General features: G+C 57.4%; 23 protein-coding genes. 14 read left to right on the forward strand and 9 right to left on the reverse strand.

The features are described from left to right. Nucleotides 1-68 precede the first annotated feature (68 nt). Nucleotides 69-848, forward strand: coding sequence for a type II secretion system protein (locus WCO56_04465; GenBank protein ID MEI7728797.1), 780 nt, complete (start codon nucleotides 69-71; stop codon nucleotides 846-848). Between the two features lie 12 nt (nucleotides 849-860). On the opposite strand, the gene WCO56_04470 is transcribed toward WCO56_04465, so the two are convergent. Further along, entirely contained in the window at nucleotides 861-2,117 is a 1,257-nt protein-coding gene (locus WCO56_04470; GenBank protein ID MEI7728798.1) for an MFS transporter, read from the reverse strand. Nucleotides 2,118-2,477: 360 nt separating this feature from the next. Between WCO56_04470 and WCO56_04475 the strand changes: the two genes are divergently transcribed. Then, complete coding sequence (locus WCO56_04475) at nucleotides 2,478-3,671, forward strand: hypothetical protein (protein MEI7728799.1); 1,194 nt, start codon at nucleotides 2,478-2,480, stop codon at nucleotides 3,669-3,671. Here the strand turns inward: WCO56_04475 and WCO56_04480 are convergent. The 3 genes from WCO56_04480 to WCO56_04490 form a co-directional block, all read right to left on the reverse strand. Then, on the reverse strand, nucleotides 3,668-4,585 hold the full coding sequence (locus WCO56_04480) for a polyprenyl synthetase family protein (protein ID MEI7728800.1): 918 nt from the start codon (nucleotides 4,583-4,585) through the stop codon (nucleotides 3,668-3,670). The genes WCO56_04475 and WCO56_04480 overlap by 4 nt on opposite strands. 180 nt (nucleotides 4,586-4,765) lie before the next feature. Further along, a complete protein-coding gene (locus WCO56_04485; GenBank protein ID MEI7728801.1) occupies nucleotides 4,766-5,713 on the reverse strand; it encodes a substrate-binding domain-containing protein in 948 nt (315 codons plus the stop codon). Between the two features lie 114 nt (nucleotides 5,714-5,827). After that, nucleotides 5,828-6,841 carry a hypothetical protein gene (locus WCO56_04490; protein ID MEI7728802.1) on the reverse strand — a complete coding sequence of 338 codons (1,014 nt, stop codon included), beginning with the start codon at nucleotides 6,839-6,841 and terminating at the stop codon, nucleotides 5,828-5,830. A gap of 125 nt (nucleotides 6,842-6,966) precedes the next feature. Here WCO56_04490 and WCO56_04495 point away from each other — a divergent pair, with 125 nt between their 5' ends. From WCO56_04495 to WCO56_04505, 3 genes are all read left to right on the forward strand, one after another. Beyond that, nucleotides 6,967-7,281 (forward strand): hypothetical protein, encoded by a 315-nt coding sequence (locus tag WCO56_04495; GenBank protein ID MEI7728803.1) that lies wholly within the window; start codon nucleotides 6,967-6,969, stop codon nucleotides 7,279-7,281. Between the two features lie 90 nt (nucleotides 7,282-7,371). Beyond that, a complete protein-coding gene (locus WCO56_04500; protein MEI7728804.1) occupies nucleotides 7,372-7,884 on the forward strand; it encodes a hypothetical protein in 513 nt (170 codons plus the stop codon). 3 nt (nucleotides 7,885-7,887) lie between these two features. Continuing rightward, the gene (locus WCO56_04505) at nucleotides 7,888-8,682 is read left to right on the forward strand and encodes a DUF1828 domain-containing protein (GenBank protein ID MEI7728805.1); all 795 of its coding nucleotides are present in this window, start codon (nucleotides 7,888-7,890) and stop codon (nucleotides 8,680-8,682) included. Nucleotides 8,683-9,052: 370 nt separating this feature from the next. On the opposite strand, the gene WCO56_04510 is transcribed toward WCO56_04505, so the two are convergent. Further along, nucleotides 9,053-9,862, reverse strand: coding sequence for a Uma2 family endonuclease (locus tag WCO56_04510; protein ID MEI7728806.1), 810 nt, complete (start codon nucleotides 9,860-9,862; stop codon nucleotides 9,053-9,055). 161 nt (nucleotides 9,863-10,023) lie between these two features. Here WCO56_04510 and WCO56_04515 point away from each other — a divergent pair, with 161 nt between their 5' ends. Together WCO56_04515 and WCO56_04520 are read left to right on the forward strand one after the other, a co-directional pair. Continuing rightward, the gene (locus tag WCO56_04515) at nucleotides 10,024-10,434 is read left to right on the forward strand and encodes a hypothetical protein (GenBank protein MEI7728807.1); all 411 of its coding nucleotides are present in this window, start codon (nucleotides 10,024-10,026) and stop codon (nucleotides 10,432-10,434) included. A 126-nt stretch (nucleotides 10,435-10,560) separates the two neighbouring features. Next, nucleotides 10,561-10,911 (forward strand): hypothetical protein, encoded by a 351-nt coding sequence (locus WCO56_04520; GenBank protein MEI7728808.1) that lies wholly within the window; start codon nucleotides 10,561-10,563, stop codon nucleotides 10,909-10,911. Between the two features lie 399 nt (nucleotides 10,912-11,310). On the opposite strand, the gene WCO56_04525 is transcribed toward WCO56_04520, so the two are convergent. The 4 genes from WCO56_04525 to WCO56_04540 all read right to left on the reverse strand — a co-directional run bounded on the left by WCO56_04525 (nucleotide 11,311) and on the right by WCO56_04540 (nucleotide 15,952). Continuing rightward, nucleotides 11,311-12,753, reverse strand: a complete 1,443-nt coding sequence (locus WCO56_04525; protein ID MEI7728809.1) for a metallophosphoesterase family protein — start codon at nucleotides 12,751-12,753, stop codon at nucleotides 11,311-11,313. Beyond that, the gene (locus WCO56_04530) at nucleotides 12,750-14,153 is read right to left on the reverse strand and encodes a sulfatase-like hydrolase/transferase (protein MEI7728810.1); all 1,404 of its coding nucleotides are present in this window, start codon (nucleotides 14,151-14,153) and stop codon (nucleotides 12,750-12,752) included. The genes WCO56_04525 and WCO56_04530 overlap by 4 nt, the downstream gene beginning before the upstream one ends. Nucleotides 14,154-14,167: 14 nt before the next feature. Continuing rightward, nucleotides 14,168-15,109, reverse strand: a complete 942-nt coding sequence (locus WCO56_04535) for an SMP-30/gluconolactonase/LRE family protein (GenBank protein ID MEI7728811.1) — start codon at nucleotides 15,107-15,109, stop codon at nucleotides 14,168-14,170. A gap of 219 nt (nucleotides 15,110-15,328) precedes the next feature. Then, the gene (locus tag WCO56_04540) at nucleotides 15,329-15,952 is read right to left on the reverse strand and encodes a response regulator (GenBank protein ID MEI7728812.1); all 624 of its coding nucleotides are present in this window, start codon (nucleotides 15,950-15,952) and stop codon (nucleotides 15,329-15,331) included. A 295-nt stretch (nucleotides 15,953-16,247) separates the two neighbouring features. Between WCO56_04540 and WCO56_04545 the strand changes: the two genes are divergently transcribed. The 7 genes from WCO56_04545 to WCO56_04575 all read left to right on the forward strand — a co-directional run bounded on the left by WCO56_04545 (nucleotide 16,248) and on the right by WCO56_04575 (nucleotide 25,468). Beyond that, the gene (locus tag WCO56_04545) at nucleotides 16,248-17,852 is read left to right on the forward strand and encodes a methyl-accepting chemotaxis protein (protein ID MEI7728813.1); all 1,605 of its coding nucleotides are present in this window, start codon (nucleotides 16,248-16,250) and stop codon (nucleotides 17,850-17,852) included. A 27-nt stretch (nucleotides 17,853-17,879) separates the two neighbouring features. Beyond that, nucleotides 17,880-19,364 carry a methyl-accepting chemotaxis protein gene (locus tag WCO56_04550; GenBank protein MEI7728814.1) on the forward strand — a complete coding sequence of 495 codons (1,485 nt, stop codon included), beginning with the start codon at nucleotides 17,880-17,882 and terminating at the stop codon, nucleotides 19,362-19,364. A 3-nt stretch (nucleotides 19,365-19,367) separates the two neighbouring features. Then, complete coding sequence (locus tag WCO56_04555) at nucleotides 19,368-19,880, forward strand: chemotaxis protein CheW (protein ID MEI7728815.1); 513 nt, start codon at nucleotides 19,368-19,370, stop codon at nucleotides 19,878-19,880. Nucleotides 19,881-19,882: 2 nt separating this feature from the next. Next, a complete protein-coding gene (locus WCO56_04560) occupies nucleotides 19,883-21,334 on the forward strand; it encodes a CheR family methyltransferase (GenBank protein ID MEI7728816.1) in 1,452 nt (483 codons plus the stop codon). Further along, nucleotides 21,331-22,011: a chemotaxis protein CheW gene (locus tag WCO56_04565; GenBank protein ID MEI7728817.1), complete on the forward strand. Its 681-nt coding sequence runs from the start codon at nucleotides 21,331-21,333 to the stop codon at nucleotides 22,009-22,011. Before WCO56_04560 ends, WCO56_04565 begins: the two co-directional genes overlap by 4 nt. A 34-nt stretch (nucleotides 22,012-22,045) precedes the next feature. Continuing rightward, nucleotides 22,046-24,289 carry a hybrid sensor histidine kinase/response regulator gene (locus WCO56_04570; GenBank protein ID MEI7728818.1) on the forward strand — a complete coding sequence of 748 codons (2,244 nt, stop codon included), beginning with the start codon at nucleotides 22,046-22,048 and terminating at the stop codon, nucleotides 24,287-24,289. A gap of 159 nt (nucleotides 24,290-24,448) precedes the next feature. Next, nucleotides 24,449-25,468 (forward strand): chemotaxis response regulator protein-glutamate methylesterase, encoded by a 1,020-nt coding sequence (locus WCO56_04575; protein MEI7728819.1) that lies wholly within the window; start codon nucleotides 24,449-24,451, stop codon nucleotides 25,466-25,468. Nucleotides 25,469-25,475: the final 7 nt, after the last annotated feature.

The raw sequence follows: 25,475 nt of genomic DNA on the forward strand, positions 1-25,475 counted from the left end.
AAGTTACGCAATTTTTTGCGCGAACGCAACATTTATCTTTACGAAGTCAAATTAACCTTATGCGTAGAATGAATCAGGAATCAATCGGGCTGCGGGCGGTCCGCCGTGAGCGCATGGCGTTCACTCTCATTGAGCTGCTCGTGGTGATTGCGATCATCGCCATCCTGGCAGGGCTCCTGTTACCCGCGCTCGCCAAGGCCAAGCAAAAGGCGCAAGGCATCAACTGCCTTAACAATCTCAAACAATTACAGTTGTGCTGGATTCTGTACGCGGATGATTTCGATCAAACCATGGTGCTCAACCGGGCGGCCTCAGCGCCCACTTGGATTGAACCCAATTCCTGGGTCTCCGGCAATGCCCAGTTGGACGTGGATTACAGCAATCTTACCAACGCCCTGCTGTGGCGATACAACTCCAGTGCCGCCATTTATCGGTGTCCTTCCGACCAAAACAAGAATGCCGCCGGCAACTCCACCGTGCGGAGCTACGCGATCAACTGGGCGGTGGGCCAGTATGGCTCGGGACCAACCGCCATGCCTCGCGCCAGTTACATCAAAGTCACTGAACCACCGTCGCCGTCGCAACTCTTTGTCTTCCTCGACCAGTGGCGGCCGGACAACTCTCATTTCGGCATTTATCCGCCCGCCACGAATGGCTACGCGCCACCGCGCGCCGGGTGGTACGAGATGCCGGCGTGCGCGCACAATAACAGCGGGGCGTTCTCCTTTGCCGACGGTCATGTGCAGGCATTACGCTGGACTGGAGACGCGGTGCCCCAGCATATTGCGACGACGACTACCGCCGCTGACAACCGGGATCTGGCAACGGTCCAAGCCTGGATTTACTGACCGGGCTTTGCTTCATTCACCCTGGGTTTTGGGCTTGGGCAAGAGGAGGGTCAGCGCCGCCGCGACCAGCAGGCAAAGACCGAGCACCGTGAAGGGAATGACCACCCCGTGAGTTTGCTTCTTGAGCGCTCCGACAATGAAGGGGCCGAGGAATCCGCCCATATTGCCAATGGCGTTCACCAACCCGATCACCGTCCCCATGACATTGCGCGGCAGGGTTTCCGCCGGGATGGCCCAAAACGGCGCCAAGGCGGCGAACGGTCCCGGGATGGCCAGGCAGAGGAGGGCGTACGAGAGCCAGAAGGAATGTTCCTTGAGCAACACGCTGGCGATGAGACTGACGCCGCTGAGGATATAGACTGCTGCCACATGGCCGCGCCGCTCGCGGGTTTTGTCCGAATGCCATGAGTTGATGACCATCACGATGGCGGTCACCACATAAGGAATCGCAAACAGGATGCCGTATTGCAGTCCGCTCAGTTGGGCGGTGCTCTTCAAGCCTTCCGTGAGAAACGTCATGCAGCCATACGCGGCGGTGTTATGCAAAAAATAGATGAGGATCATGACAAATACCGAGGGGCGCAGCAACGCCTGCCACAGCGGCGCGGGAGTCACGGGCTCCAATTCGGCGGCCTCCCGTTTCAGGGTGGCTTCAAGGTGGTCCCGTTCCTCGGGAGAAATCCATTTGGCGTCCCGCGGATGATCGGTGATGAAGTAGAGCCAGATCGGCAACCAGACGAAGGGCAGCGCGCCTTCGAGGATGATCATGGTTTTCCAGCCCCAAGCGCCAATCAGCCAGCCGGTGACGGGTGCGGACGCGGCCACAGCCAGTGGTTGGCAGAGGTTCCAATACGCATTGGCCCGGGCGCGTTCGGCGCGCGGAAACCAGTTGGCCAGCAATACCAGCGTGGTGGGGAACACGCCGCTCTCGGCCACACCCAGCAGGAAACGCATGACTTCAAACTGGCGGAAATTGCTCACCAAGCCGCAGCCCACCGCGCACATGCCCCACAGCACCAGGAAAATGGAGACGAGTTTTTTGGGACTCCAGCGGCTGGCGAGGTAGCCACTGGGAATCTGGAGCAGCACGTAACCGAAAAAGAAAATGCCTGCCGCCTGGCCCTTCATGCGGTCGTCCATGAAGAGATCCTTCATCATGGTCGAGAGGGTCGGGTCCAGGGCCAGGGACACGTTCGTGCGATCCACATACGAGATCGTGTACATGATCAGCGCCACCGGGATGATGCGCAGCCAGCGTTGGGACTTCATGGGCGCAGACGATGCCGCAAATCACGCCCGGATACCAAGCAAATTTTACGGATCTTAACGATTACTTGAGCGTGACATCGCCAGGCCAAGCCAACTCAAATCCACCTCCAACCACCACGCCTACGCTTCCAGATTGGCAGGCTGGTTGAGGCACCCAATGCGGAAAACAGATTACTGGCTGCGGATTGCGATTTACTGTTGTCGCGCACCCATGGCTGCGATTAGGCTTGGGGCATGACAACAACATGCTGGAATCCGAACCTTGCCACCGGGGCGCTGGTCATCCGGCTTCAACCGGAATACCGGGGCCGCCGGGTATTCGGTAAGGTAATCAATCCATGAACCAACCCTAAAAATCCCATGCGCACATTTGATGCCCGCTATGAAAATATGTCGCGTCCAGAGCTGGAACAACTGCAACTTGAACGGTTGCAGACGTTATTGGTACGGCTCAAACGGAATGTCCGGAGGCAGCGTGAACGCCTGGGCGAGCTGCGGGTAGAGTCGCTCGCGGACCTGGCGCGGCTGCCGTTTACCACGCCGGCGGAGGTGCTGGAAAGCTTCCCCTACGGGATGCTGGCCTTCCCGTTGCGCGAGGTCATCCGGCTGAATTCCACGGTGGGTTCCGGCGGCAAGCCCATGGTAGCCGGGCACACGCGCAACGATCTGCTGCAATGGGGCCGGCTGGTGGCGCGTCAGTTGGTGGCCACCGGGGTGACGGCCAATGACGTGCTGATGATCTGCCTGGGCGGAGGCGAGCAAGCCGCCGCCGCGGGCTACGTGCTCGGCGCCGAATTGATTGAGGCGTCGGTCATCGCCGAAGAGCCGTTCCACATTGATCACCAGTTGGCCATGCTGAAAAATTACCGGCCCACCATTCTGATCACCACGCCCACGAACGCCAACGATCTGATCCTGTTGATGGATCGCTGCAAGGTGGAGCCGCAATCGCTTGGCTTGCGCTCGGTGCTGCTCACCCGTCCGGTGGGCAAACCGGTGCGGGAACAAATTGGGGCCGGGCTCTTTGCCACGGTACAATGCAACTTTGGCATCGGCGAGGTGCTGGATCCCGGTCTCTGCGTGGAATGCGCCGCCGGACGGTTTCACGTGAACGAAGATCATTTTCTAGTGGAGGCGGATGCCGGGGAATTGGTCGTTACCACGCTTTGCCGGGAGGCCATGCCCCTGCTGCGATATCGCACCCGGGTGACCTGCGAAATTTCCTCGGAAAAATGCCCCTGCGGGCGCACCAGCCGGCAGGTGATGCCGGGCGTCCGGCTCGATGGGCGGGTCTATGTGAATGAAATGCCGATCTACGAGCAGCAGGTGGGCGAGGTGTTGGCCCAAAGCGGCGTGGCGGGCTGCGCGTTCCGCTGCGAATTCCAGGAACGCCGCATTCTCATTCACGTTCAAATGACCGAGCAGTTATTTGCCGATGTCATCTGGCCCATTGAACGGTTGCGCCGCCAAGTGGAGGTGGAAATCCTGAATCGTCTGGGCGTGGAGGCCCAAGTGAGTTTCATGCAGGACAAACCGGCGCCCCACCCGGTTTAGCGATCGCGTTTCAACAGGAATTCCGCCAGCGCTTCCAGCGCCACCGCCCGGCCCTTAAACGGCTTCAGGGAGGCAAACGCTTTTTCCGTCAAATCCCTGGCGATGACGCGGGATTTCTCCAGCCCCAAAATGGCGGGATAAGTCGCCTTTTCCGCGTGCGTGTCCTTACCGGCGGTTTTGCCCAGCGCTTCGCTGGTCTGGGTGACGTCCAGGATGTCGTCAATCACCTGGAACGCCAGGCCGACATGATAGCCAAAATCAGTCAGGGCCTTGAGTTGTGCCGGAGTGCAGTTGGCGCTCATGCCGCCCAGGCGCGCCGAACAGCACAACAGCGCGGAGGTTTTTCGTTCATGAATGTAACGCAGTTCGTCCACGGACACCTTTTTGCCCTCACCTTCCAAATCCGCCACCTGCCCGGCCACCAGTTGGAGCGACCCGGATGCCCGGGCGAGTTCCAGCACGACGGCCTGGTGCGAGTAACGCGGCCAGCCCTGGCACAAGGCGGCGATCTCAAACGCCTGGGTGAGCAACGCATCCCCCGCCAGGATGGCAATGCCTTCCCCGAACACCTTGTGATTGGTCAACTTGCCCCGCCGATAATCATCGTTATCCATGGCCGGCAGGTCATCGTGAATCAGCGAGTAGGTATGGATGCATTCCACCGCGCACGCGAGCGGTAGGGCGGGTTCATCCTGGCCGCCGCATGCCTCGGCCGCCGCCAGGCAGAGCGCGGGCCGCATGCGTTTACCGCCGGCAAACAGCGAGTAGCGCATGGCTTGGTGGATCGTGGCTGGCTTGGTCTTCTCGGTTGGCAGAAAACCATCCAGTGCCCGGTTCACCAATTCGGTGCGGGAAGCCAGAAATTCAGACAGGTCAAAACCCTTCTTCAGCGATACCTTTGTGTGCTTGGCCATAAATTGTCCGCACATAAATAAAAAATAACGCGGTCCGGCGCAAGCCTCAAAGCGGGGAATTCTCCGCCGAGTAACAGCGACGGCACGCCTGCCCCACTTTAGGAGCTGGCTGACAAATGGCTTTTTGCCCTCGCCGTTCGCCATGGGGCGCGATTGGCTGGAGGGAGCCGTGTGCGGGCGCTAGCGGAAATTTTTCTTGCTCAGTTCCAGCACGCTATCGGCCTGGTCCTTGGTGATGATTGACGCGCCGGCATCCATGCTCGCGGGCCGGATGCCAAAACGTTTGAGCAGGGTTAGTTGCACCACGGGATAAAACCCCTGGATATACGGTTGCTGGTCAATGGTAAAGCGGATCTGCCCGGCCTTGATCAGGCGCAGGATTTCCGGCGTCAGATCGAAACCGGCGGCCAGAATGCCCTTGTCTTTGAAATTTTGTTCGAGAGCCAGACCGGCTCCCTCCGTGTCGGCCTGGCCGGTGCAGACGACATACTTGATGTCCGGGTGCTGCTGCAGTTCGCGCGTGATGACCTTGGCGGACTCCACCGCACTGTTACCGGTGATCGCCACCGTCCACGTAATCCCCTTCTTCTTCAACTCCTCCTGTTCGCCGCGCAAGCGATCCGAGAGCGCCGAAACACCCTCGGCATGCATCGTCATCAGAATATGGCTGTTCTCCGGGATATAGTTCGCGCACTCCCGCCCGGCGGTTTTGCCGGCCTCATACAACCGTTGGCAAACAGCGCTCAAACGGGCATTGGGAGTATCCTGGTCATCCACGTTAAAGGCCACCACCGGGATGCCCTTGTGTACGGTTTCTTCCACCACGGCGTCGAAACCCACCGGATCAATGATGTTCAGGGCGATGCCGTCGTAGCCGTCGCGCACGGCTTGGCGAACCATCTCGGCCTGGGCCTTGATATCCACACCCTTGGTGCCGGTGAACTCGCATTTGACGTTCATCATTTTCGCCGCGTCCGTCATGCCTTGTTTCACGGGTTTAAAAAAATCTTCTTCCACGCAGGTGGTGATGAAGATAAAGCGCAATGGCTTCCGGGCATTGGTTTCCGGGGCGGCTTGACTACTGAGAACCAGCGTCATGGCGAATAGCACAGCGAGTTGTTTATTCATAAATTTCATGCGGGCTTATTGCTAGCACACTTCCGGGGGAAAAGTCATGTGAAAACGACTGCCGGAAATGTGAATGAGTACTTTGGCAGAACAGAACCTCCATGAGCTGGTGCGTCAGCGGGCAGCGGCACCTTCGCTGCGGGTCAGTTTTAATACGCGATGATTCCGCGAATCGGCGATGTAGATGTCCCCCGTGCGAGGATGGGCAACCACTCCGTGCGGTTCGCCGAGTTGAGCTTGGAGCGGCGGACCTGGGACGCCCGCAGTACCGCGCGTTCGAGTACCGGCCAGGGTGATCAGTTTGCCTTTCGCCACCAGGAACTTCCGGATCAGGTTATTGCCGGAATCAGCGATGAGAATATTGTTCTCCGCATCCGCCCACAGGTGTTTCACTCCACTCAGCGGAGGCTGGGCGCTCGAATCCTCAAGGACGCGAACCGTTCCATCACTACCGAGCATTTTCAGCCCCCGGCCCGCTACGATGTATAGATTTCCCTTGGCATCCACGGCCTGCGCGCGACTGCCGCTGATACCCGGCACGGTGGTGATTATACCAGTTTTCACGTCCACAATTCGTTCAAAGCGGCTGAAACCGCCGAGATAGAGTTTGGTAAAGTCATGGTTGAAACAGAGGCAGGCGAGGCCGTCCAACGACGCCTGGGTGGCTGGACCGCCATCGCCGCTATAGGCATTGCGACCGTTGCCGGCAAAGGTGGTCACGGTGCCGGTCCTGGCATCTACCCGGCGCACCGAGTAATGGTAGGTGTCGGCGAGGAACAGGTTTCCCTGCGCGTCGGCCACCAGGTTGTGCGGTGCCTGGAAGCTGGCTTGTGCGGCCGGCCCGCCATCGCCGAGGGGCGCGCCCTTTGGCTTGGCGCTCGTTACCACAGTGAGAATGCCCGTGCGCGCATCCACGCGCAGCAGGCGATGGGTTTCCTCACAGATATACATGTTGTCTTGCGGATCAAACGCGATCCCGAATGGCTGGCTGATCCGGCACTCGGTGGCGGGTTTTCCCTCCACGGCAGTGCCACCGCCAGCAACAATTTTCAACAGCTCAGCCGCTGGCAATAATGATGCGGTCGCGAGCAACAGAGCGGCTGGCAGGGAAGACAGGTTAAGTTTCATGGGCGTGATTGTTTTTACAAACGACTGCGGTTTGCTGCGTTGGTACTGATGAGAAATCGCTTTCCTCCGCGCTTCATATTTGCACTTATCGCGTTGCAGTCATGGAGCGTTGCTTTGGGCTCGTTTTGCATGATCGGGATGGTACGGCGGCGGCGGTGAAGGGCAAGCTGTTTTTGTATTTTTTATCCCTCATAAACCTTGACTTTCATGACGTTGGACGCGATGAAAGGGACGTGTTTTCCGTCCCAACAAGTTTTTATGCGCGGTGGTGTCTAAGCCCCGGTGCAGACGGCTTGCGCGAGGCGCCGGTGGACCCGCCGCCGGAGAAGCTGCTGCAAGTCATCTGGCTGCATCAGCGGTTGAAACGGTTGAGCTTGCGCCTGGTGGATGGCCGTTCGTTGCGCGTGTTGCATCCGGGGTTTTGGATCAGAAACCTTTAGTTTTTTCAATTTTGTTGCCTTTGGTGCCTGATGCACTTATGCTTCACACAAGCGCAACGAAAGCCGAAATTACTGAAAATGGAATGAGTTATGGCCTTTGAATCATTGACTGACGATCGCATTGAAACACTTTTGCGGATGCCAAAGCGCATCACCAATCCGACGGCAAGAAGTGTGCAAGATGCCAACCACGAAAAAAAGGATTATCTTGTCCAGAGCAATGACGGTTCCGAAAGATTCAAACTCTTTGTGCGACAGAACAAAACGATATCTGAAGATTTTTCCTGTGGTTTAATTTGGCTGCCTGCGGGTGGCGAAAGTCTGATTTTAACTCGTTACAACGGAAGCAGTCACGAGCATCCAAACCACTTGGAGCAAACGAAAATCAGCTTTGCCTGTCATGTTCACAAAGCGACAGAGCGATATATTCAAGCGAATTTGAAAGCCGAGAGTTTTGCAACGGAGGCAATTGCATATCAAACGTGCAACGGAGCATTGCACGCGCTTGTCGTGGATTGCAATATCTCAGGTATTGAAACAGTTTCTGACCACCCAGAGTTGCCGTTGGAAACGCAAGACCGGAACATCACAATAGACCTGTGAACTATGAATTTTGACCTAAAATTGCTTCAAGAGAAGCTTTGCATAACACTTTGCGGGGAAGTGCAAATCCGCACCACAAAACAAGGTTATCTGCAACTCGTCACGCCGTTTACATTTTTTGACGGCGACACCTTCCAACTCTACTTGCAAGAAATGCCCGGCGGCGGCCTTCGGTTGACAGATTGTGGACACACCTTGATGCACTTGAGTTATGAAAACGATATCTCCAAGTATCGTGAGGGCACCCGAGGAAAGCTTTTTGAGCAAGTGTTGGCAACCTCAGGAATCAAGGATGAAGGCGGACAACTTATCTTTGATACCTCGGTCGAAAACCTTGGGAATAGTGTCCTGAAATTCGGCCAAGGGATAACACGCATCTATGACCTAACATTCCTAAATCGATCGCGTGTTGCGGGCACGTTCTACGAAGATTTGAAAGAGCGACTTTTCGGCTTGGTTGCCTCTGACCGAATCCAGCAAAACTTTTCACTGGCGGGCAAAGAGGATGCTCCAAGCTATCCGATTGATTTTTACATCAACCGGAAACAATCACCGCTTTTCTTGTTTGGCATTGCCAGCGTTGACAAGGTACGGCTTGTGACAATCATCCTTGAGCATTGGTTAAGAGCAAAAGTTGAATTTGATTCTCTGCTCATCTTTCAAAACCAAGCCGAAATTCCACGTGGCGACTTGGCAAGACTTTCCAATGTTGGTGGTCAAATGGTTGCTTCGCTTGATGCTTCGGAAGATTTCCAACGTAAGGTACTCAAGCTGTCAAATCAGTTTGAAACCAACTAAGCTTTAGCTTGAGGGACAATGTGCCGTTTTCAAAGGGAGGAGTACCTGAACTAACGAACCCCCTTGACCTCTGAGACACTCACACCAACTGAACATCAACGTACCCCCGAAACCATGCTGCAAAATCGTCAACTATGAAAACTGGACTCTTGATTGGCTCAACATGGCGACAGGAAATCGGATTCAACGTTTAATGCCAAACAGAGAATGAACTATACTGTGAATGACCTCTTTTCAGAACCGCTAACAAGCTTACCGGTTCAACAATGGCACAAGCCCGTTTGCGCGATGCCTCAAGCTCCTGTGCCCAAGAAATTGGATTATTCGATTCCATGATTAAGAATGGTCAAACCGGCCCCCTTCGTGCCAATTACCGAAGCGGGCGGGGCGGAAACTCGACATTGGCAAAAACTTCAGCCAAGGCAATGGTAACTTTGAGGGTGGGCAGGTACAGTTTGGCCTCCAACCCGGATGTTTCCTTGAGCAGCCATTGTTCACCTTCCTGCCGGATAAAGTGCTCAATATAAGGCGCTTTTTGACTCACCAGCAGGTATTCTTTTAATGAGGGTATGCGGCGATAATTCTCAAACTTGGCCCCCCGGTCATACGCTTCTGTGGAATCCGACAGGACTTCAACAATGACCGTCGGGGTAGTGAGCGTATCCTGCACTTCATCAACAAACTCTTGTTTGCCACAGGCCACTATGACATCCGGATAAGTGTACAACCCAGTGGCTACGACTTTTACGCGAAGATTGGAATCATAAACGACACAACCACAACCTTTAAGTTGGTTGCGCAGTTCCCCCCCAATGTTCATGGGAATTAAACTATGCCATCGAGTCCCCCCCGACATGGCGAAGATCTCGCCATCGAAAAACTCACTCTTGAAAGTGGCGCGTCGCTCAACATCGAGATACTCGGTCTCGCTCAGCTTATGTGTTGACATGTGCGTTTCCCATACATGCATACCATAAAACCGGCACATTAAATTGCAAGCCTGGTTTTTAGCCTGCTTTTTGGAGATGGTGTCAAACCATAGCATGTTCATTTCAGTCCATTCCAACTCCTTGTTACAAACTCCTGGCTTTCCGCTTTCGCGTATTTCGCATGTTTCGCGGTCTGAATTCCCCGTCCGTTCTAACTCCTGACTCCTAACTTCTACTTTCATTGTCTTCATTTTTCTGCCCGTTTCATCTTTCTGCTAGATTTCATCCCCATTTTACCGGCCTTTTTCCCCTGAAATATTTTTTAAACTTTTTTGAGGGTAGGACCGTATTTGTCCTACCCCCCATGCTACGCTGTTCCCCGAAACAATAAAAATTATAACGATAGAATACTATGAAAGATCAGGATACCCGAGACCGTTTCGTTCAACTCCGCGCCCAAGGCTGGAGCTACAACCGGATTGCCACCGAACTCAACGTCTGTAAAAAGACCCTTATCACCTGGAGCCGCCAGCTCCAGTTTGAAATCCACAACCTGCAGGTCATGGAAGCCGAGGCCCTGCGCGAGCAACACTTCCTGTCCTATCAGGACCGTTGCCAACTCCTGTCCGATCGTCTGCGGCGCATTCGCGCCGCCCTCGATCAGCGCGATTTCAACGAACTCCCCACTGCCAGCCTGCTGGCCCTGGAGTCCCGCTTGCGCACGGAAGTCAATCGGGAATCCACCCCGGTTCAACTGGTAACCCCTTTCAAGGACATCCCCGCCCCGGAACTCCCTTCCGACCTCCACCAATGGTCCGTCTAACCCTTCCATCATTTTTTACCTGCCATATTTATGCCATGCTCTTCGCTCCCCATTCGCGCCGATTCGCGTATTTCGCGGGCGTCCCTGTCTCCCTCTGAAATTTGAAATCTGAAATCTGAAATTCCTATGTGGCCCCCCAAATTCATCTGCCGCATCATCCGGCCCAAACGCATCAAGCCGGTCATCATCCGCGCCATCCGGCATGTCGTCCCGAAACGGATCACCTCGCCCCCAAAGCCGTTGCTGGTCGTCCAATACTTTCGGGCGCTCACCCGGTTCATAAATCTGGATCGCCAACTGTTTTCCCATAAGTTCGCCTTTGGCCCGAATTTGCTGGGTGCCCTGGTGGATCCGTTTCCGATGCAAAACTACACCACCCCCCTCCCGGCAACCCCGGCGGTGAATTTGCAATCACCAATTCAACTGCCTAATCTACAAGAACTTATCACCAAACTAGCCAATCAAACTACACCGTAAAGTTACCGCAAACGGTGTAATTTCGGTGTAGTTTTGGTGTAGTTTTTACCTGCCACATCACTCCCCATGAACCCAGTCCCATCCTTCTCCCCCAAGGGGGAGAAGGTGCCAGCAGGGTGGTTGAGGGGGCGGGGCATCCCAGATCTCCTGCGGGCTGAGACCGCCCCATGCGCGGAGCAGTTGCAGCAGTTGCTCCTGCCGGGGACGCAAGACCAGCTTCGTCCGGCCAGCGCTGGAATTGCTTGGATCCGCCGCCAGACCGCTTCCAGCGTCTGGTGCAAACCCTCCACCGCGTATTCGTCAGTCAAGTGTGAGTCAAGTCTTTGGTCAAGCGGTTCAACGGGCCGGTAGTGGGCCAAAATTTTACCGGCCAACACCAAGACCACCGGTGCCTGGTTATTATCGTTGCGATGAACCTGCCTTTGCCGGGATTTCGTAGTGAGAGAGGATTTCGCCACTGGGATGGGCGGTGGCACCGTCCCTGGGCAGCGCTGGCCGCACATAGTCCACCGCAGTCTTCTCCGGCGAGACGATCACGCGCAGGTAACCGGAACTTCCCAGGATTGTCCCGTGTACATAACCATATTCGGCAGCGGAACGCGGGACCCGGCCATTACCGGAGTATCCGGGCTGCGGCACTTCCTGGTACACGACGCCATCCAGGTCCTGTTTGGCATAGAAGTGATCGTGTCCGTGGAAGACAATTTGAACATGATTCTGCACCAGGAGTTGGTGAATCGGCGCGGGCCAGCCCGGACGGTTCAGCTTGAAACCGTCACTTCCGTCCGCACTTCTGCCACCCCACTCGTAGAAGGGCGCGGCCTCTGAGCCGCCACGGGCCTGCTCATCTGCGCCGCCCACCAGATGATGGATGAAGATATATTTGAATTTTGCGCGGCTGCTTTCAAGGGCGCGTTTCAGCCATTGATACTGCTCAACACCGAGCGTGCGCTTCCAGTTGTCATTCCGGCCACGCTGCCGTTGGGTGAACCAAAACGGATCCAGCACGACGAACAGGGCGGGACCCCATTCCCAGGCGTAGTAATCCTGCAGCAACCCGGCCTGCGGACGCTGCGCGGCGTTGCCCGAATAGAAGCTGTCAGGAACGGGGTTCGGAAAATAGCGTTTGCGCATCTGGCAGGACCAGACCGCGAGACCATCCGCAGCGCTCTCACGGCCCCGCGGGCTTTCACCGTCATGATTGCCAAGGACCAGAAACAGCGGGGCGGACTGGCAGAGCTGACCGAAATAAAAGCGCTGGGCGAGATATTGACGGGCGGCATTTTCGCGATTCTCATGTTTTTCAGTCATGAAAGTATCACCCAGGTCAATGTGGAAATCCGGTGCATCGGCCAGGGCATTGGCGAGGGAACGCTGATAGATGGCGGGATCGGTGTTTTCATCCAGATGGGAATCCGCCGTAATGGTAAAGGCGAAGGCACCGCCCGGCGGGCGGGCCGTGTGAAAGGTAAACTCGGCGCTGTTGGTCCGATCAGAGCGGAACTGGTAATAATATTGCGTGCCGGGTTGGAGCGTCCCGAGCACCAACTCCACCGGCTCGCCCGACTTGAATTGGCGCGCCGGTGTCCGGCTGGCAAGCTGGCCGCGCTGAGTTCCGTAAACAAGGCTGCCGGCCATATCCGCATAGCACAACACACTTACCGTCACGGCACTGGTTGTAGGCCGTCCCAGAACCAAATCAAAGAAATGAGCCGGCACGTCGTTGCACTTGGAATTCTGGACCGGCAACCGCGAGCCACCGCCTTTGGGCCCACGCTTCTCCTCGGCGGCAGACAACCCCAAAGCCGCACAGGCCAGGAACAGAATAAGCCAACGAGTCACGCTTTGCCCTTTCGTTTGCCACCCTGTCTGGCGGGCGTGGTGGGTTTGGAGGGATCGAAGCTGGGATTCGGCTTGGGCATTTGCGCATGGATGGCGGTGAGGTAGTCGGTCAAACGCTGGTCCAACTCTTTGACTTTGTCCGGCATTTCGCGCGCAAGGTCCTGGCGCTCACCAGGGTCTTTGGTGATATTAAACAGGCGGAGGCCACCGGTTTCATAAATGCGGATCAGCTTGAAGTCACCGAGCAGAATCGCCGATGCTGGCCCAATGGCATCCTTATCGTAATGGGGGAAATGTACGACGTACTCTTCGCGCGGACGCTGCACGGTTCCGATGCCCGCGTGGGTCAGCACGGGGACAAGGCTGCCGCCTTCAACCCCTTTGGGCATGGATTCCGTGAGGTGCGCGAGGGCGGCGACGGTGGGGAATAAGTCAGCCCCCAGCACCCGGACATGCGAACAAACACCCGGCTTGATGCCCGGTCCGCGAATGATGAACGGCACGCGCAAACCACCTTCTGAGACGGTACCTTTGCCACCGGCCAACGGCGGGTTTTTCCCTGGCGTCCCGTGATCGGTGGTGAAGAACACGTATGTGTTTTCGGCGATGCCCAATGCATCAAGTTGCTTGAGGATCATGCCAAAGGCGATATCCAGATCAAGGGTGGCGGCGGCTTCGGCGATCTCCCGCTCGTTGGGGTTACCACCCCAAGTCTTCACGGTAGCCAGCGCTTGCGGGCTGGCATCGCCGCCCTGGCGCGAGGCGTAATGAGAAAGCTGGAGGTAGAACGGTTTGCCAGCCTTGACCTGCCGCGCCATGAAGTCCATGCCGTGCTCGGTCATGCCATAGAGCTGTTTGGGATGGGGGTTATCCACGTTATCCGGGCCACCGTTGCCGTTGGGACCATCGTTTTCATCAAAACCATGCTGGCCGGGACTGACTCGGCCCACATGCCATTTGCCAAAGTGGGCGGTGGCGTAACCGGCATGCTTGAGCAGGCCAGCAATAGTGATCTCATTGGCCGGTAATTCGGTCGAGGATGAAGGGGCCATCACCCGGCCATTGGGGTCGCTGCCGCTGTCCCTTTTACCCTCATTGACAAACGTCATGTGCAACTGGGCCGGGCTTTTGCCGGTAAAAAATGTGGCGCGGGACGGGGTACACCGCGGCGAGGGGGCGTAGAAATTGGCGAACCGCATACCGGTCTGGGCCAACCTCTCAAAGTTGGGTGTGCGCACGAACTCATTTTTGGACACGGGTACGGCGTCATCCATTTGCACGGAGGTGCTGCTCCAGCCATGGCCTTCCCCAAGGATGAAGATGAAGTTCGGCAGCCTCTCCGCGCCCGGCAGTGAAGTGGCCAGCAGTGCCCCGCAACAAATACTGATAAAGGTTTTCATTAACGCGTTCGGCTTTATTGGTTGTGCGCGGGTTGGCGGGGCGACTTGGCCGTGCCACCTACCTGCATCTGAATTGCATAAAGCGCGGGCCGGGTGGTGATGAACAGCGTCTTGAAATCGCGTCCGCCAAAGCAAACATTGGTGGGTTGTGCCGGCACTTCAATCGTGCCAATCTTGTTGCCGGAGGAATCGTAAATCAACACGGTCTGCTCGCAAAAATACAGGTTCCCCTGATCGTCCAAGGTCACGCCGTCCGCACCCACGGGGGCAAAAAAGCGCTTATTGGAAAGGGAACCGTCGGCGTTGATGTCGTAGGCGTGGATTTTCTTTGCGCCGTGGTCACTGACGTAAAGAACTTTCCCATCCGGGGAACCGACCAATCCATTCGGGCGGACATAGTCCGTGATGACCCGAAGCACCGTCTTTCGATCGGGACTGAGATAGTACACGTATTCCCCCGCCTGGGACTTTACGCCCCGGCCATAGATGGGGTCGGTGAAATAGATGCCGCCCTTGGGATCAACCCATAAGTCGTTGGGCTGGTTGAAGCGTTTGCCCTGATATTGATCCACGACCACCGTCACCTGGCCTTGGCGATCCACGGAAACCAGCCGGCCACGCCCGCCTTCACATGCTATCAGGTTGCCCTGCCGATCAAAATGCTGGCCGTTGGCATTTCCAGTGTCGGTTCGGAACGTGGAGAGCTTGCCAGCCACCGACCATTTCAGGGTGCGGCTGGTCGGAATATCCGAGAAAAACACATTCCCTTCCGCATCGGCGGCCGGACCTTCACCAAACTGGAGGCCCCCGGCCAGTTCCTGTACGGTTGCACCAGGCGCAATGAGGTTGGCATCGACGGGAGATCCGGGACGGCTCTCCGCCCCGCGCAACGCAGTCCCAGCCCCCAGCGCCATCATCAACCATCCCAACCACCGCAGTTTTGAACCGTCATTCATTTGCCCAGAACGATAGCCTTGCAAGATTAACAAAGCATCTGTGCTTTCATTAAAAAGTTTTAATCTTTGGGCGGTCAAACATGTGAGTCTGGCACGCTGACATCCCGAGGGCCGGGATGCCAGGAGAGGCGACTCCGATTCTTAAATTCGCAGCCGAACAATCCGGTTGCAACATTGCCCGGGTGAACACTGCTTGACAGGTTGTGGTGGCGAATCAGTTCAAATGCCCGGGAAATATTTTTTAATGCAATCGGGGCAGATTCCGTGGGTGAATTTGGCACCGGTGTGGCGCTGGATATACTGCTCGATTTGGTTCCAGTACCCTTGGTCATCACGGATTTTTTTACACGCGGAGCAAATCGGAATCAGGCCGCGCAACGTGCTAACTTCATCCAGCGCTTGCTGTAATTCCGTCGCGAGCTGGCGGTATTTTTTCTCGCTTTCGCGCAGAGCGAATTCGGTGCGCTGAATGCGGAGCATGGACTGCACGCGCGCCAGAAGCTCCGCGTTGCCGATCGGCCGGGCGATGTAACCATCGGCGCCGGAGTCCAGGCCCTCCGCTTGCTGATCGCTCGCCGTGCGAACGGAGGATAGCTGTACGATAAAGATGCGTGCCAGCAGGGGATCGGATTTAATCTGCCGGCATACTTCCAAGCCATCCAGATCAGGCAAGTGAACATCCAAAAGCATCAAATTCGGCAGGTGTTCACGCGCCAAACGCAAAGCCTCGGCTCCCGTGGCCGCCTCCAATAAATCAAAGCCGGCCGGCCCCAGCACCCGGGTGGCGGCCAGGCGCATGATTTCGTTATCATCCACGATGAGTATCTTGGCGGGTTGAGTCATGTTTGGGATTCCTTGTTCCGCTTGGAAAGGCACGGGGTTTGCCCACCACTTGGCTGATGGCTGGCGGCCAACGGCCCGTGAGTACGAGTCGCCTGGTCCAACCGCGCTTTCCGATTTACGCACATGGGCGCAGATTAGCACAATTGCCGCCGGTTGTCTTTAAAAAGTCCTTCCCCGGGTAATTTTTTTGTGGCATTATGGGCAAGAAGCAGTTACGGTGAAGCCAGATAGTGGCTGGTCAATGTTATTAAAGCTAAATCATGCCAATGCGTACACAACGAATGAAGCCCTGTTCATGAAAACCTTAACTATCGCACAGCGTCTCAAAGTCACGCTCGGTATCATTATCGGCCTGCTCCTGGCCGGCTTCATCTTAACGGCTTGGATGCAGTCCCGGATTGACGAGGCGGAAAAACAAGCCGTGCATCAGCGCGATACCCTGCTGCGAAATACCGCGCTGATAAGGCTGATCATGATGGATACGAGTGATGCGCTCCGCGGTTTGCTGCTGGATCCCCAAGCGGCGGCGGAAAAGAAACGCAAATTGGATGGCGACGCGCTGATGGCCAAAATCGTTGAGGAAACCAAACCTTTGGTGAAAGACCAACCTGGCTTATCCAAAGCCATGATTGACCTGGAGAACTTCGATGACAAGACCTTGAACGTGCTTGAAGACCGGATCATGCAATTGGTGGTCACCAACCAGCAAGCCGCTAATGACTTCTATCAAAAGAGCTATTTGTCCGAACGCCAAAAGGCCGATCAACTCATCGCGGAATTTGATCGGCAGATTCAGAATACCGGTGACAAGGATCAGACCAAGACCTTCGTCGTGGAGATCATCATGGTCGCCTGCGTCCTTATCATTATCATCACCAGCCTTTGGCTCGGACGCGGTTTGGTCAATGCCATCACCCAGCCGCTGGATCGCCTCCTTGGCGCCATGCAGCACTTGCAAGCCGGGAACTTTACGAATCGAATCTCCCTGCCGCGACACGATGAATTTGGCATCCTGGCGGAAGGCTTGAACCAGACCGCCGAGAATCTCGCCCGGCTGGCCGGGCAGGCGCAACAGGCGGGCATCCAGTTGAACACCAGCGTCACGGAAATGGCAGCCACCCTCAAGGAACAGCAGGCCAGCTCCAGCGAAATGGCGGCGACCACCATGGAAATCAGCAGCACTTCCAAGGAAATTTCCGCCACGGCGAAAGAGCTGGGGAAAACGATGAGCAGCGTGGCCGCCGTGGCGGAGGACACCGCCCAACTCGCTAGCGGCGGACAATCCGGGTTATCCCGGCTGGAAGCCACCATGCGCCAGGTGATGGAGGCCACCGGTTCCATCGCCGCCAAACTGGCTTTACTCAGCGAAAAGACCGCCAACATCAACTCGGTGGTCACCACCATCAATAAAGTTGCCGATCAAACCAACCTGCTTTCGCTCAACGCAGCCATTGAAGCGGAAAAGGCCGGCGAGTTCGGCCAGGGATTTGCCGTGGTCGCCACCGAAATCCGCCGCCTGGCGGATCAAACCGCAGTTGCCACGTATGACATTGAACAAATGGTCAAGGAAATGCAATCGGCGGTAGCCGCCGGCGTCATGGGGATGGACAAATTCAGCGAGGAGGTTCGGCGGGGCGTCGAGGAAGTCAAACAGGTCACCGCCCAACTGGCCCAGATTATCCAGCAGGTGCAAACCTTGACGCCCCGCTTTGAAAGCGTCAACGACGGGATGCAATCACAATCCGCCGCTGCCGGCCAGATTAGCGAGGCCCTAAGCCAGTTGGGAGAAACCGCCCAACAATCGGCGGAAGCCATTGTGCAAAATGCCGAAGTGGTCGAGCGGCTCACCGCCTCCGCGCGCGGGTTGCAGGACGCGGTATCGCTCTTCCGGGTAAAATAGCCGCCGACAATTTAAAACCAACTTGTTATGAAAAACTGGTCTGTCCAAAAACGGGTGATGTTTGGCTTTGCCTTGGTTATCCTGATCTCCGCCATCATCTGCACCTATGCCATCCTCAGGCTCGGCACGATCCAGACATACGCACTCCAAGTGCAAATGAATACCGTGCCGTCCCTGCATGGCATCGGGGAAATGAACGCTGCGGGAGACGAAGATTTCATTCGGGTACTCGAATATATTTACTCCACGAACGCGGTCGAAAAGGCCACGCTGGACACTCCGCTAAATGCTTTTTCAGAGGAAATGGCCAAGCGCTTCAAAGCCCTCGAACCCACGCTGCTGGATGCGAAAGATCAGCAAATGTTCGGGACCATCAAGACGGCGCGTGACGAATATACGACGGCGCGCAACAAAGTTCTGGAGCTGGCACGGGCAAACAAATCCGCCGAAGCGGAGGACTGCCTGGATAAGCAGCTAAAACCCAAGTATCGGGACTTCTCCAAAGCAATTGATGAGATCGCGAATGATAACTTTACCGACGGGATCCTGATCGGCAAGGAGATCACCGCTTCCGTTTCCTCCACCCGCTGGGTGGTGCTGGGAGGCAGCCTGGCCTCGTTGGTCGTCTGCATCTTGATTGCCATGTCCGTGGTCAAATCGCTCAGCGAAACCTTGAACAAGCTCCTCGCCGCGCTCATGCAGGTCAACACCAGCTCGGCGGAAATGGCGGCGACGCTCAAAGAACAACAGGCCTCGGCCAACGAGGTGGCTTCCACCTCCATGGAGATCGGCGCCACCGCCAAGGAGATTTCCGCCACCGCCAGGGAACTAGGCAAGACGATGAACGAAGTGGCGCACGTTTCCGAACAGACGGCCCAAGTGGCGGGCGGCGGCCAGACCGGACTTGCCCGGCTGGAGTCCACCATGCGCCAGATCATGGATGCGGCCGGCACCATCAGCGCCAAACTCGCGATTCTCAACGAAAAAACCGCCAACATCAACTCGGTGGTCACCACCATCAACAAGGTGGCCGACCAAACGAATTTACTCTCGCTGAACGCGGCCATTGAAGCGGAAAAGGCCGGCGAACACGGCCAGGGGTTCGCCGTGGTGGCGACGGAAATCCGCCGTTTGGCGGACCAGACGGCGGTCGCCACGTACGATATCGAGCAAATGGTGAAGGAAATGCAGTCCGCCGTGGCGGCCGGCGTGATGGGCATGGATAAATTCAACGAAGAGGTGCGGCGAGGGGCCGACGAAGTGGGACGGGGCACGGCGCAACTCACGCAAATCATCCAGCAGGTGCAAACGCTCACCCCACGCTTTGAAACGGTCAATGACGGCATGCAGTCCCAATCCACCGCCGCCAGCCAGATCAGCGATGCGTTGGGGCAACTCGGGGAGACCGCCCAGCAATCCGCCCAAGCGCTGCGCCAAAACACCGAGGCCCTCGAACAGCTCACGGCGGCCGCACGCGGTCTCCACGAAGCCAGCGCCCAATTTAAAAATTAGCCCATGATCTTCCTTTTGTGTCAAATCGGGAACGACCGCTACGCATTGGAGATTCGTCACGTGGTGGAAGTGCTGCCGCGTGTCCATTTAAAACAGATTCCCCAAGCCGCCCGGGGTATTGCCGGAGTGTTTAACTATCATGGCGAACCCGTGCCGGTGGTGGATTTGGCGGCCATGGCGCTCGACCTGCCGGCACGCGCCAGCCTGTGTACCCGCCTCTTGGTTGTCCAATACCCAGTGGCAGAAGGGCGCACCGGTCTTTTGGGACTCCTGGCGGAGCATGCCACGGATACCCTCCGGCGCGAGCCGTCCGATTTTCAACCCCCGGAAGTCTCCCCCCCCCAAGCCCCCTATTTGGGACCGGTTACCAGTGATGAACGCGGGTTGATTCAATGGCTGAAATTGGAACAAATTCTGCCACCATCCGTGCGCGACCAATTATGGCAACAAGCCGCCACCGCGCAGGAACAACCAACCACCTCAATCGCCGGAAAAGTCGAAGGATTGAAACGATGACGGTGGCATCCTCATCCGGGCTGAAAGCCATTGAGCAACTCCTGCGCCAGGTCATCGGCTTGGACCCCGAAGCGCTCGGGGCCTCAACCGTTGCCACGGCCGTCCAACACCGGATGAAAAAGCGCGGTCTGAAAACCGTGGATGAATATGCCTCGCTGCTCTTGTTGGCCGACGCGGAATTGCAGGAATTCATTGAAGCCATGGTGGTGCCGGAAACCTGGTTTTTCCGAGATCACCAACCGTTTGTGGCGCTGGGTCAGTGGGTGAAGGAAGGCTGGTGGCCAGCGCATCCCCAAGGCGTGTTACGCGTGCTCAGCGCTCCCTGTTCCACGGGGGAGGAACCGTATTCCATCGCCATGGCGCTATTCGACGCCGGCCTGCCGCCCGACCAGTTTGTCATCGAAGCGCTGGACATCAGCGCAGCCGCGCTGGCACGCGCCCGACCAGGGGTTTATGGCAGCAATTCATTTCGCGGCCAGGACCTTGGTTTTCGCGACAAGTACTTTCGCCCCTGCGCCACCGGACACCAACTGGCCGCAGCGATCCGGCGGCAAGTGCAGTTCCGGCAGACGAACCTGCTGGATCCCATTTTACCGGAAAGCCCCGGCAGCCAGCACGTCGTCTTTTGCCGCAACTTCTTGATCTACTTGGATGAACCGGCGCAACACCGGGTCATGACCGCGTTGGACCAAGTGCTGGCCAGCGATGGTTTTCTGTTTGTGGGCCACGCGGAAACGTTTGCTTTCCATCGCTTCGGGTTTGTGCCGGCACGGATCAATATGGCCTTCGCGTTTCGCAAACGCGAGAAGCATGCGCCAGCCGTGCTGCGGCGTAAACCTGCCGTTCTGGCACCTCCCCAGGAACCCCCTCATCCCATCCTTCTCCCCCAAGGGGGCGAAGGTGCCCGCAGGGCGGTTGAGGGGGAGCAGTCGGTTCATGGGTTCAAAGAGCGAAATCTGGTTTCGGGGAAGTCTCACCCCGCCCTAACCTCGCTTGGCCCTGCGGCGCTCCGGGGTGCGGTCGGCCCGCTTCCAAAACCGGGGCGGATGCCAGCTATTTTGCCGCTTCCTTCCAAGCGGCACCCGGTGCCACCGGCAAAGCAGTCTGACAATGAAGAGGCGGATTTGGCTGAAGCCCGGCGACTCGCCGATCACGGAAAACTTGAAGCGTCGAAAAGCCAGTGCGAGGCGTATTTGCAAAATCATGAACCCTCCAGCGAGGTGTTTTTTCTGCTTGGGCTGGTGCATGGGGCGGCGGGAAACCATGTGGCGGCGGGCGCCTTTTATCGCAAAGCCTTATACTTGAATCCGGATAACCAGGAAGCGCTGGTTCACCTGGCGTTGCTGGCGGAGAAACTGGGGAAATTTGAGGAGGCCAGAAGGCTTCAGCAACGGCTGCGCCGGTTGCAGGCTAAACCGTTGGCGACCAACGCCCAAGCCAGCTCCAAATTATGAGCACCCAAGTGAATCATTCAGAGATTACCACGTGCTGGAAACACATCGGGGTGTGGGGCGATGGTTCCTGCAAGAACCTGCCCACCTACGCCCATTGCCGCAATTGCCCGGATTATCGGCGGGCCGCTGCGGCCTTGCTTGACCGCGAACCACCGCCTGGTTACTATGAGGATTGGACGCAACGCGTGGCACAGCCGCGCCAGCCGCGCCTGACGGGCACGAAACCCGTGGTCATTTTTCGCCTGGGTGGAGAATGGCTGGCGCTGCCGACGACCTCCTTCCAGGAGGTTGCCGAACTGCGCCCCGTCCATTCGTTGCCGCACCGGGCGGACACGATCGTCAAGGGCCTGATCAACATTCGTGGCGAATTGCTCATCTGCATCTCGCTCGCAGCCCTGCTGGGATTGGAAACCGCGCCGGAGCCAGCCGCAAAAAAATCGCGCTCGGCACACCAGCGACTTCTGGTTGCGACGCACCAAACCGGGCGGGTCGTGTTTCCGGTAACCGAAGTGCATGGCAGCCGCCGTTACCATCCGGATGATCTCAAGCCCCTTCCTTCCACGGTGGCGCTGACCACCGCCCGTTATTCGATCGGGCTGCTAGCCTGGCAGCAACACCTGGTGGGCGTTTTGGACGCCGAATTATTGTTTTACACCTTGAACCGCAGCCTGTCCTGACTGTTTATTTATGGGTGATCTCAGTCAATTCTCAATGTTTGAACTCTTCCGCCAGGAAGCGGAGAACCAAACGGCCACGCTCACCCGGGGAATCCTCACGCTGGAACAGAATCCCACGTCACCCCGCGAATTGGAAGCGCTGATGCGCGCCGCGCATTCCTTGAAAGGCGCGGCACGGATCATTGGGTTGGAGGCTGGTGTCCGGCTGGCGCATGCCATGGAAGACTGCTTTGTGGCGGCCCAAAAAGGACAACTGCTCCTGAACTCTGCCGCCACGGATTGCTTATTGAGAAGCGTTGATCTTTTTACCAACCTCGCCCAAACGCCCGAGTCAAATCTAGCCGTCTGGGATGGCAACCGGAAATCCGAAGTGGACTCTCTGGTGCAATCCTTGGCGGCCCTCACCAGCGGAAGCTCTCCCAGCCTGCCGGCGCGGATGAACGAAGCACCCCTCCCGGTGCCGGCGGAGAACCCACCGATCCCACCCGCGCCAGCCATGCGGAACAACACCCCGGAACCGGAAGCGGCGGATCGGGTATTGCGCGTAACGGCGGAAAACTTGAACCGCCTGTTGGGACTCGCGGGCGAGTCCCTGGTCGAATCCCGCTGGTTGGAGCCGTTTGCCGATTCGCTCCTCCGCCTCAAGCGCCAGCAATGGCGGCTGGCCAAGACCCTGGAGAGCTTGGAGGGAAATCTGGCCGGACAGTCACTCGACGAGCGGACCCAAGCCCACCTTCAGGACGCCCAGCAACAGGCCGGCGACTGCCTGCGGAATCTCTCCACCCAGCACGCCGAATTTGAACTGTACTGCCGGCGCATCGCCGGGCTTTCGCATCGTTTGTACCGCGAAGCCATGGCCAGCCGCATGCGGCCGTTCGCCGATGGGGTGCATGGTTTTCCGCGCTTGGTGCGGGATCTGGCCCGGGATCTGGGTAAAGATGTCCGGTTGGAGATTACGGGTAAAGACACCCCACTGGACCGGGAGGTGCTCGAAAAACTTGAAGCCCCGCTCAACCACCTCCTCCGCAATGCGGTGGACCATGGCATCGAAATGCCCGAAGTGCGGGTCCAGACGGGCAAGCCGCCGCAGGGAACGATCCTCCTGGAAGCCCGGCATAGCGCGGGCTTGCTGCTGATCATCGTGCAGGACGACGGCTGCGGGATTTCCCTGGAGCGTTTGCGAAAAGTCATCGGGGAGAGAAAATTGGCCGCGCCGGAAGTGGTCGAAAAACTGGGGGAGGATGAATTGCTGGAGTTTTTGTTTTTGCCCGGTTTTTCGCTGCGTGAAAACGTGACGAATGTTTCCGGCCGCGGGGTGGGGTTGGACGTGGTGCGGAGCACGGTGCAGAACCTGCGCGGCTCGGTGCGCGTGTCCGCGCCGCCCGGGCAAGGGGTTCGCTTTCAACTGCAACTGCCGCTGACGGTGTCAGTGGCGCGCACGCTCCTGGCGGAGATTGCCGGCGAACCGTATGCTTTTCCGCTGGCGCGGGTGCAAGGCGTACTGCGTGTCCCGCAGAATCAGGTCGCGATGCTGGAAGGCCGGGAACACCTCGCGTACAAAGACCAGCGGATCGGATTGGTGGCGGCCAGCCAGATTTTAGGACGCGGCGCCGCCCCGGCAGGCGACGAACTGGCGGTGATTGTCCTGGGCGAACGCACGCGCCGGTTTGGGGTGGTGGTGGACAAATTCCTGGGCGAACGGGAGCTGGTGGTGCAGCCGTTGGACCCCCGGCTCAGAAAGATCAAGGACATCAGCGCGGCGGCGCTGATGCCGGATGGCTCTCCCGTTTTGATTGTGGACGTGGACGACCTGCTGCGTTCGATTGAATTGTTGGTAACCGGCGGTCGTTTGGCCAAAGCCCACAGTTCCGAAACCGCCCTGGCCCAACACCGCTGCAAGCGAATCCTGGTGGTGGATGATTCCCTCACGGTGCGCGAGCTGGAACGCAAACTCCTAAGCAACCGGGGATTTGAAGTGGAAGTGGCGGTGGATGGCATGGATGGCTGGAACGCCGTGCGCACGGAGACCTACGACCTGGTGGTCAGCGACGTGGATATGCCGCGCCTGGATGGCATTGAATTGGTCAGCCTCATCAAGAAGGATCCGCGGTTGAAAGCCCTGCCAGTCATGATTGTGTCGTACAAGGACCGCGAAGAAGATCGGCGGCGCGGCCTGGATGCGGGAGCCGACTATTACCTGACCAAGGGAAGTTTTCACGACGAAGCCCTGCTCACCGCCGTAGTGGATCTCATCGGCGAACCGGAGGACCACCCATGAACCTTCCCAAACCCGGGCGGGTTATCGTGCGCAACGCGGGGTGGCTCAGGGTATATAAATCCTGGTTTTACACCGCCACAAATAAATCTGACCGCCAGCAAAAAGTGGGTTATAATGGTTGGCAAACGGATGGCTGGTTTGAAAATAGTTCCCCATAAAATGCGAATTGGAATTGTCAACGATCTGCCGCTGGCAGTGGAAGCGCTCCGCCGATTGCTGGCCAAGCAAACGGAACACCAGGTCATTTGGGTGGCGTATAACGGTTCGGAAGCGGTGGAACTGTGCGAACGCAACACGCCCGACCTCATTTTGATGGACCTGGTCATGCCGGTAATGAACGGCGTGGAAGCCACCCGCCGCATTATGGCTCGGTGCCCGTGCGCCATTTTGCTGGTCACCGTCAGTGTTCGTGAGAATGCCGGCTTGGTTTTCGAGGCCATGGGCAACGGCGCGTTGGATGCGGTGGATACGCCAAACCTGGGGAACGATGTGGTGCAAACTGGCACGTCGTTGCTTGCCAAAATTGATCTGATGAATCGCTTGCTGGCGGTGGGAAATGGCCCGGCAAAGCCCTTGTCGCCTTCAATGGGTGACGTGGCCTTTTCCCGTAAACCAAAACTGGTCGCCATCGGCGCTTCCGCCGGTGGCCCGGCCGCGCTCGCTTATGTGCTCTCCCGGCTCCCGCGTAATCTGCCTGCCGCCGTGGTGCTGATTCAGCACGTGGACGAACGCTATGCCCCCTCGCTGGCGGAGTGGTTGAACCAACAGTCCATCCTCCCGGTGCGGGCGGCCGTGGAAGGAGACACCCCCACCGTTGGCCAAGTGCTCCTGGCGGTGAAAAATGATCATTTGGTTTTTACCGGCCCCAACCGGCTTGGATATACGGCACACCCTCAGGAAACATTTTACCGTCCCTCCGTGGATGCGTTTTTTGAAAGTGTGGCCCGTCATTACAAAGGCGGCGTGATCGGGGTGGTGCTAACCGGGATGGGCCCGGATGGGGCCAAGGGCCTGAAGACATTGCGCGCTGCCGGGTGCTATACCATCGCCCAAGATCGTGAAACCTGTGCGGTTTATGGCATGCCCAAAGCGGCGGCGGCCATCGGCGCCGCGGTGGATATCCTGCCGCTGGAAAAGATTGCCGCGCAAGTGTCCGAACGGATTAATAAGCTGGCATAGTGCAATC

The sequence above is a fragment of the Verrucomicrobiota bacterium genome (assembly GCA_037139415.1).
Classification (GTDB): domain Bacteria; phylum Verrucomicrobiota; class Verrucomicrobiia; order Limisphaerales; family Fontisphaeraceae; genus JBAXGN01.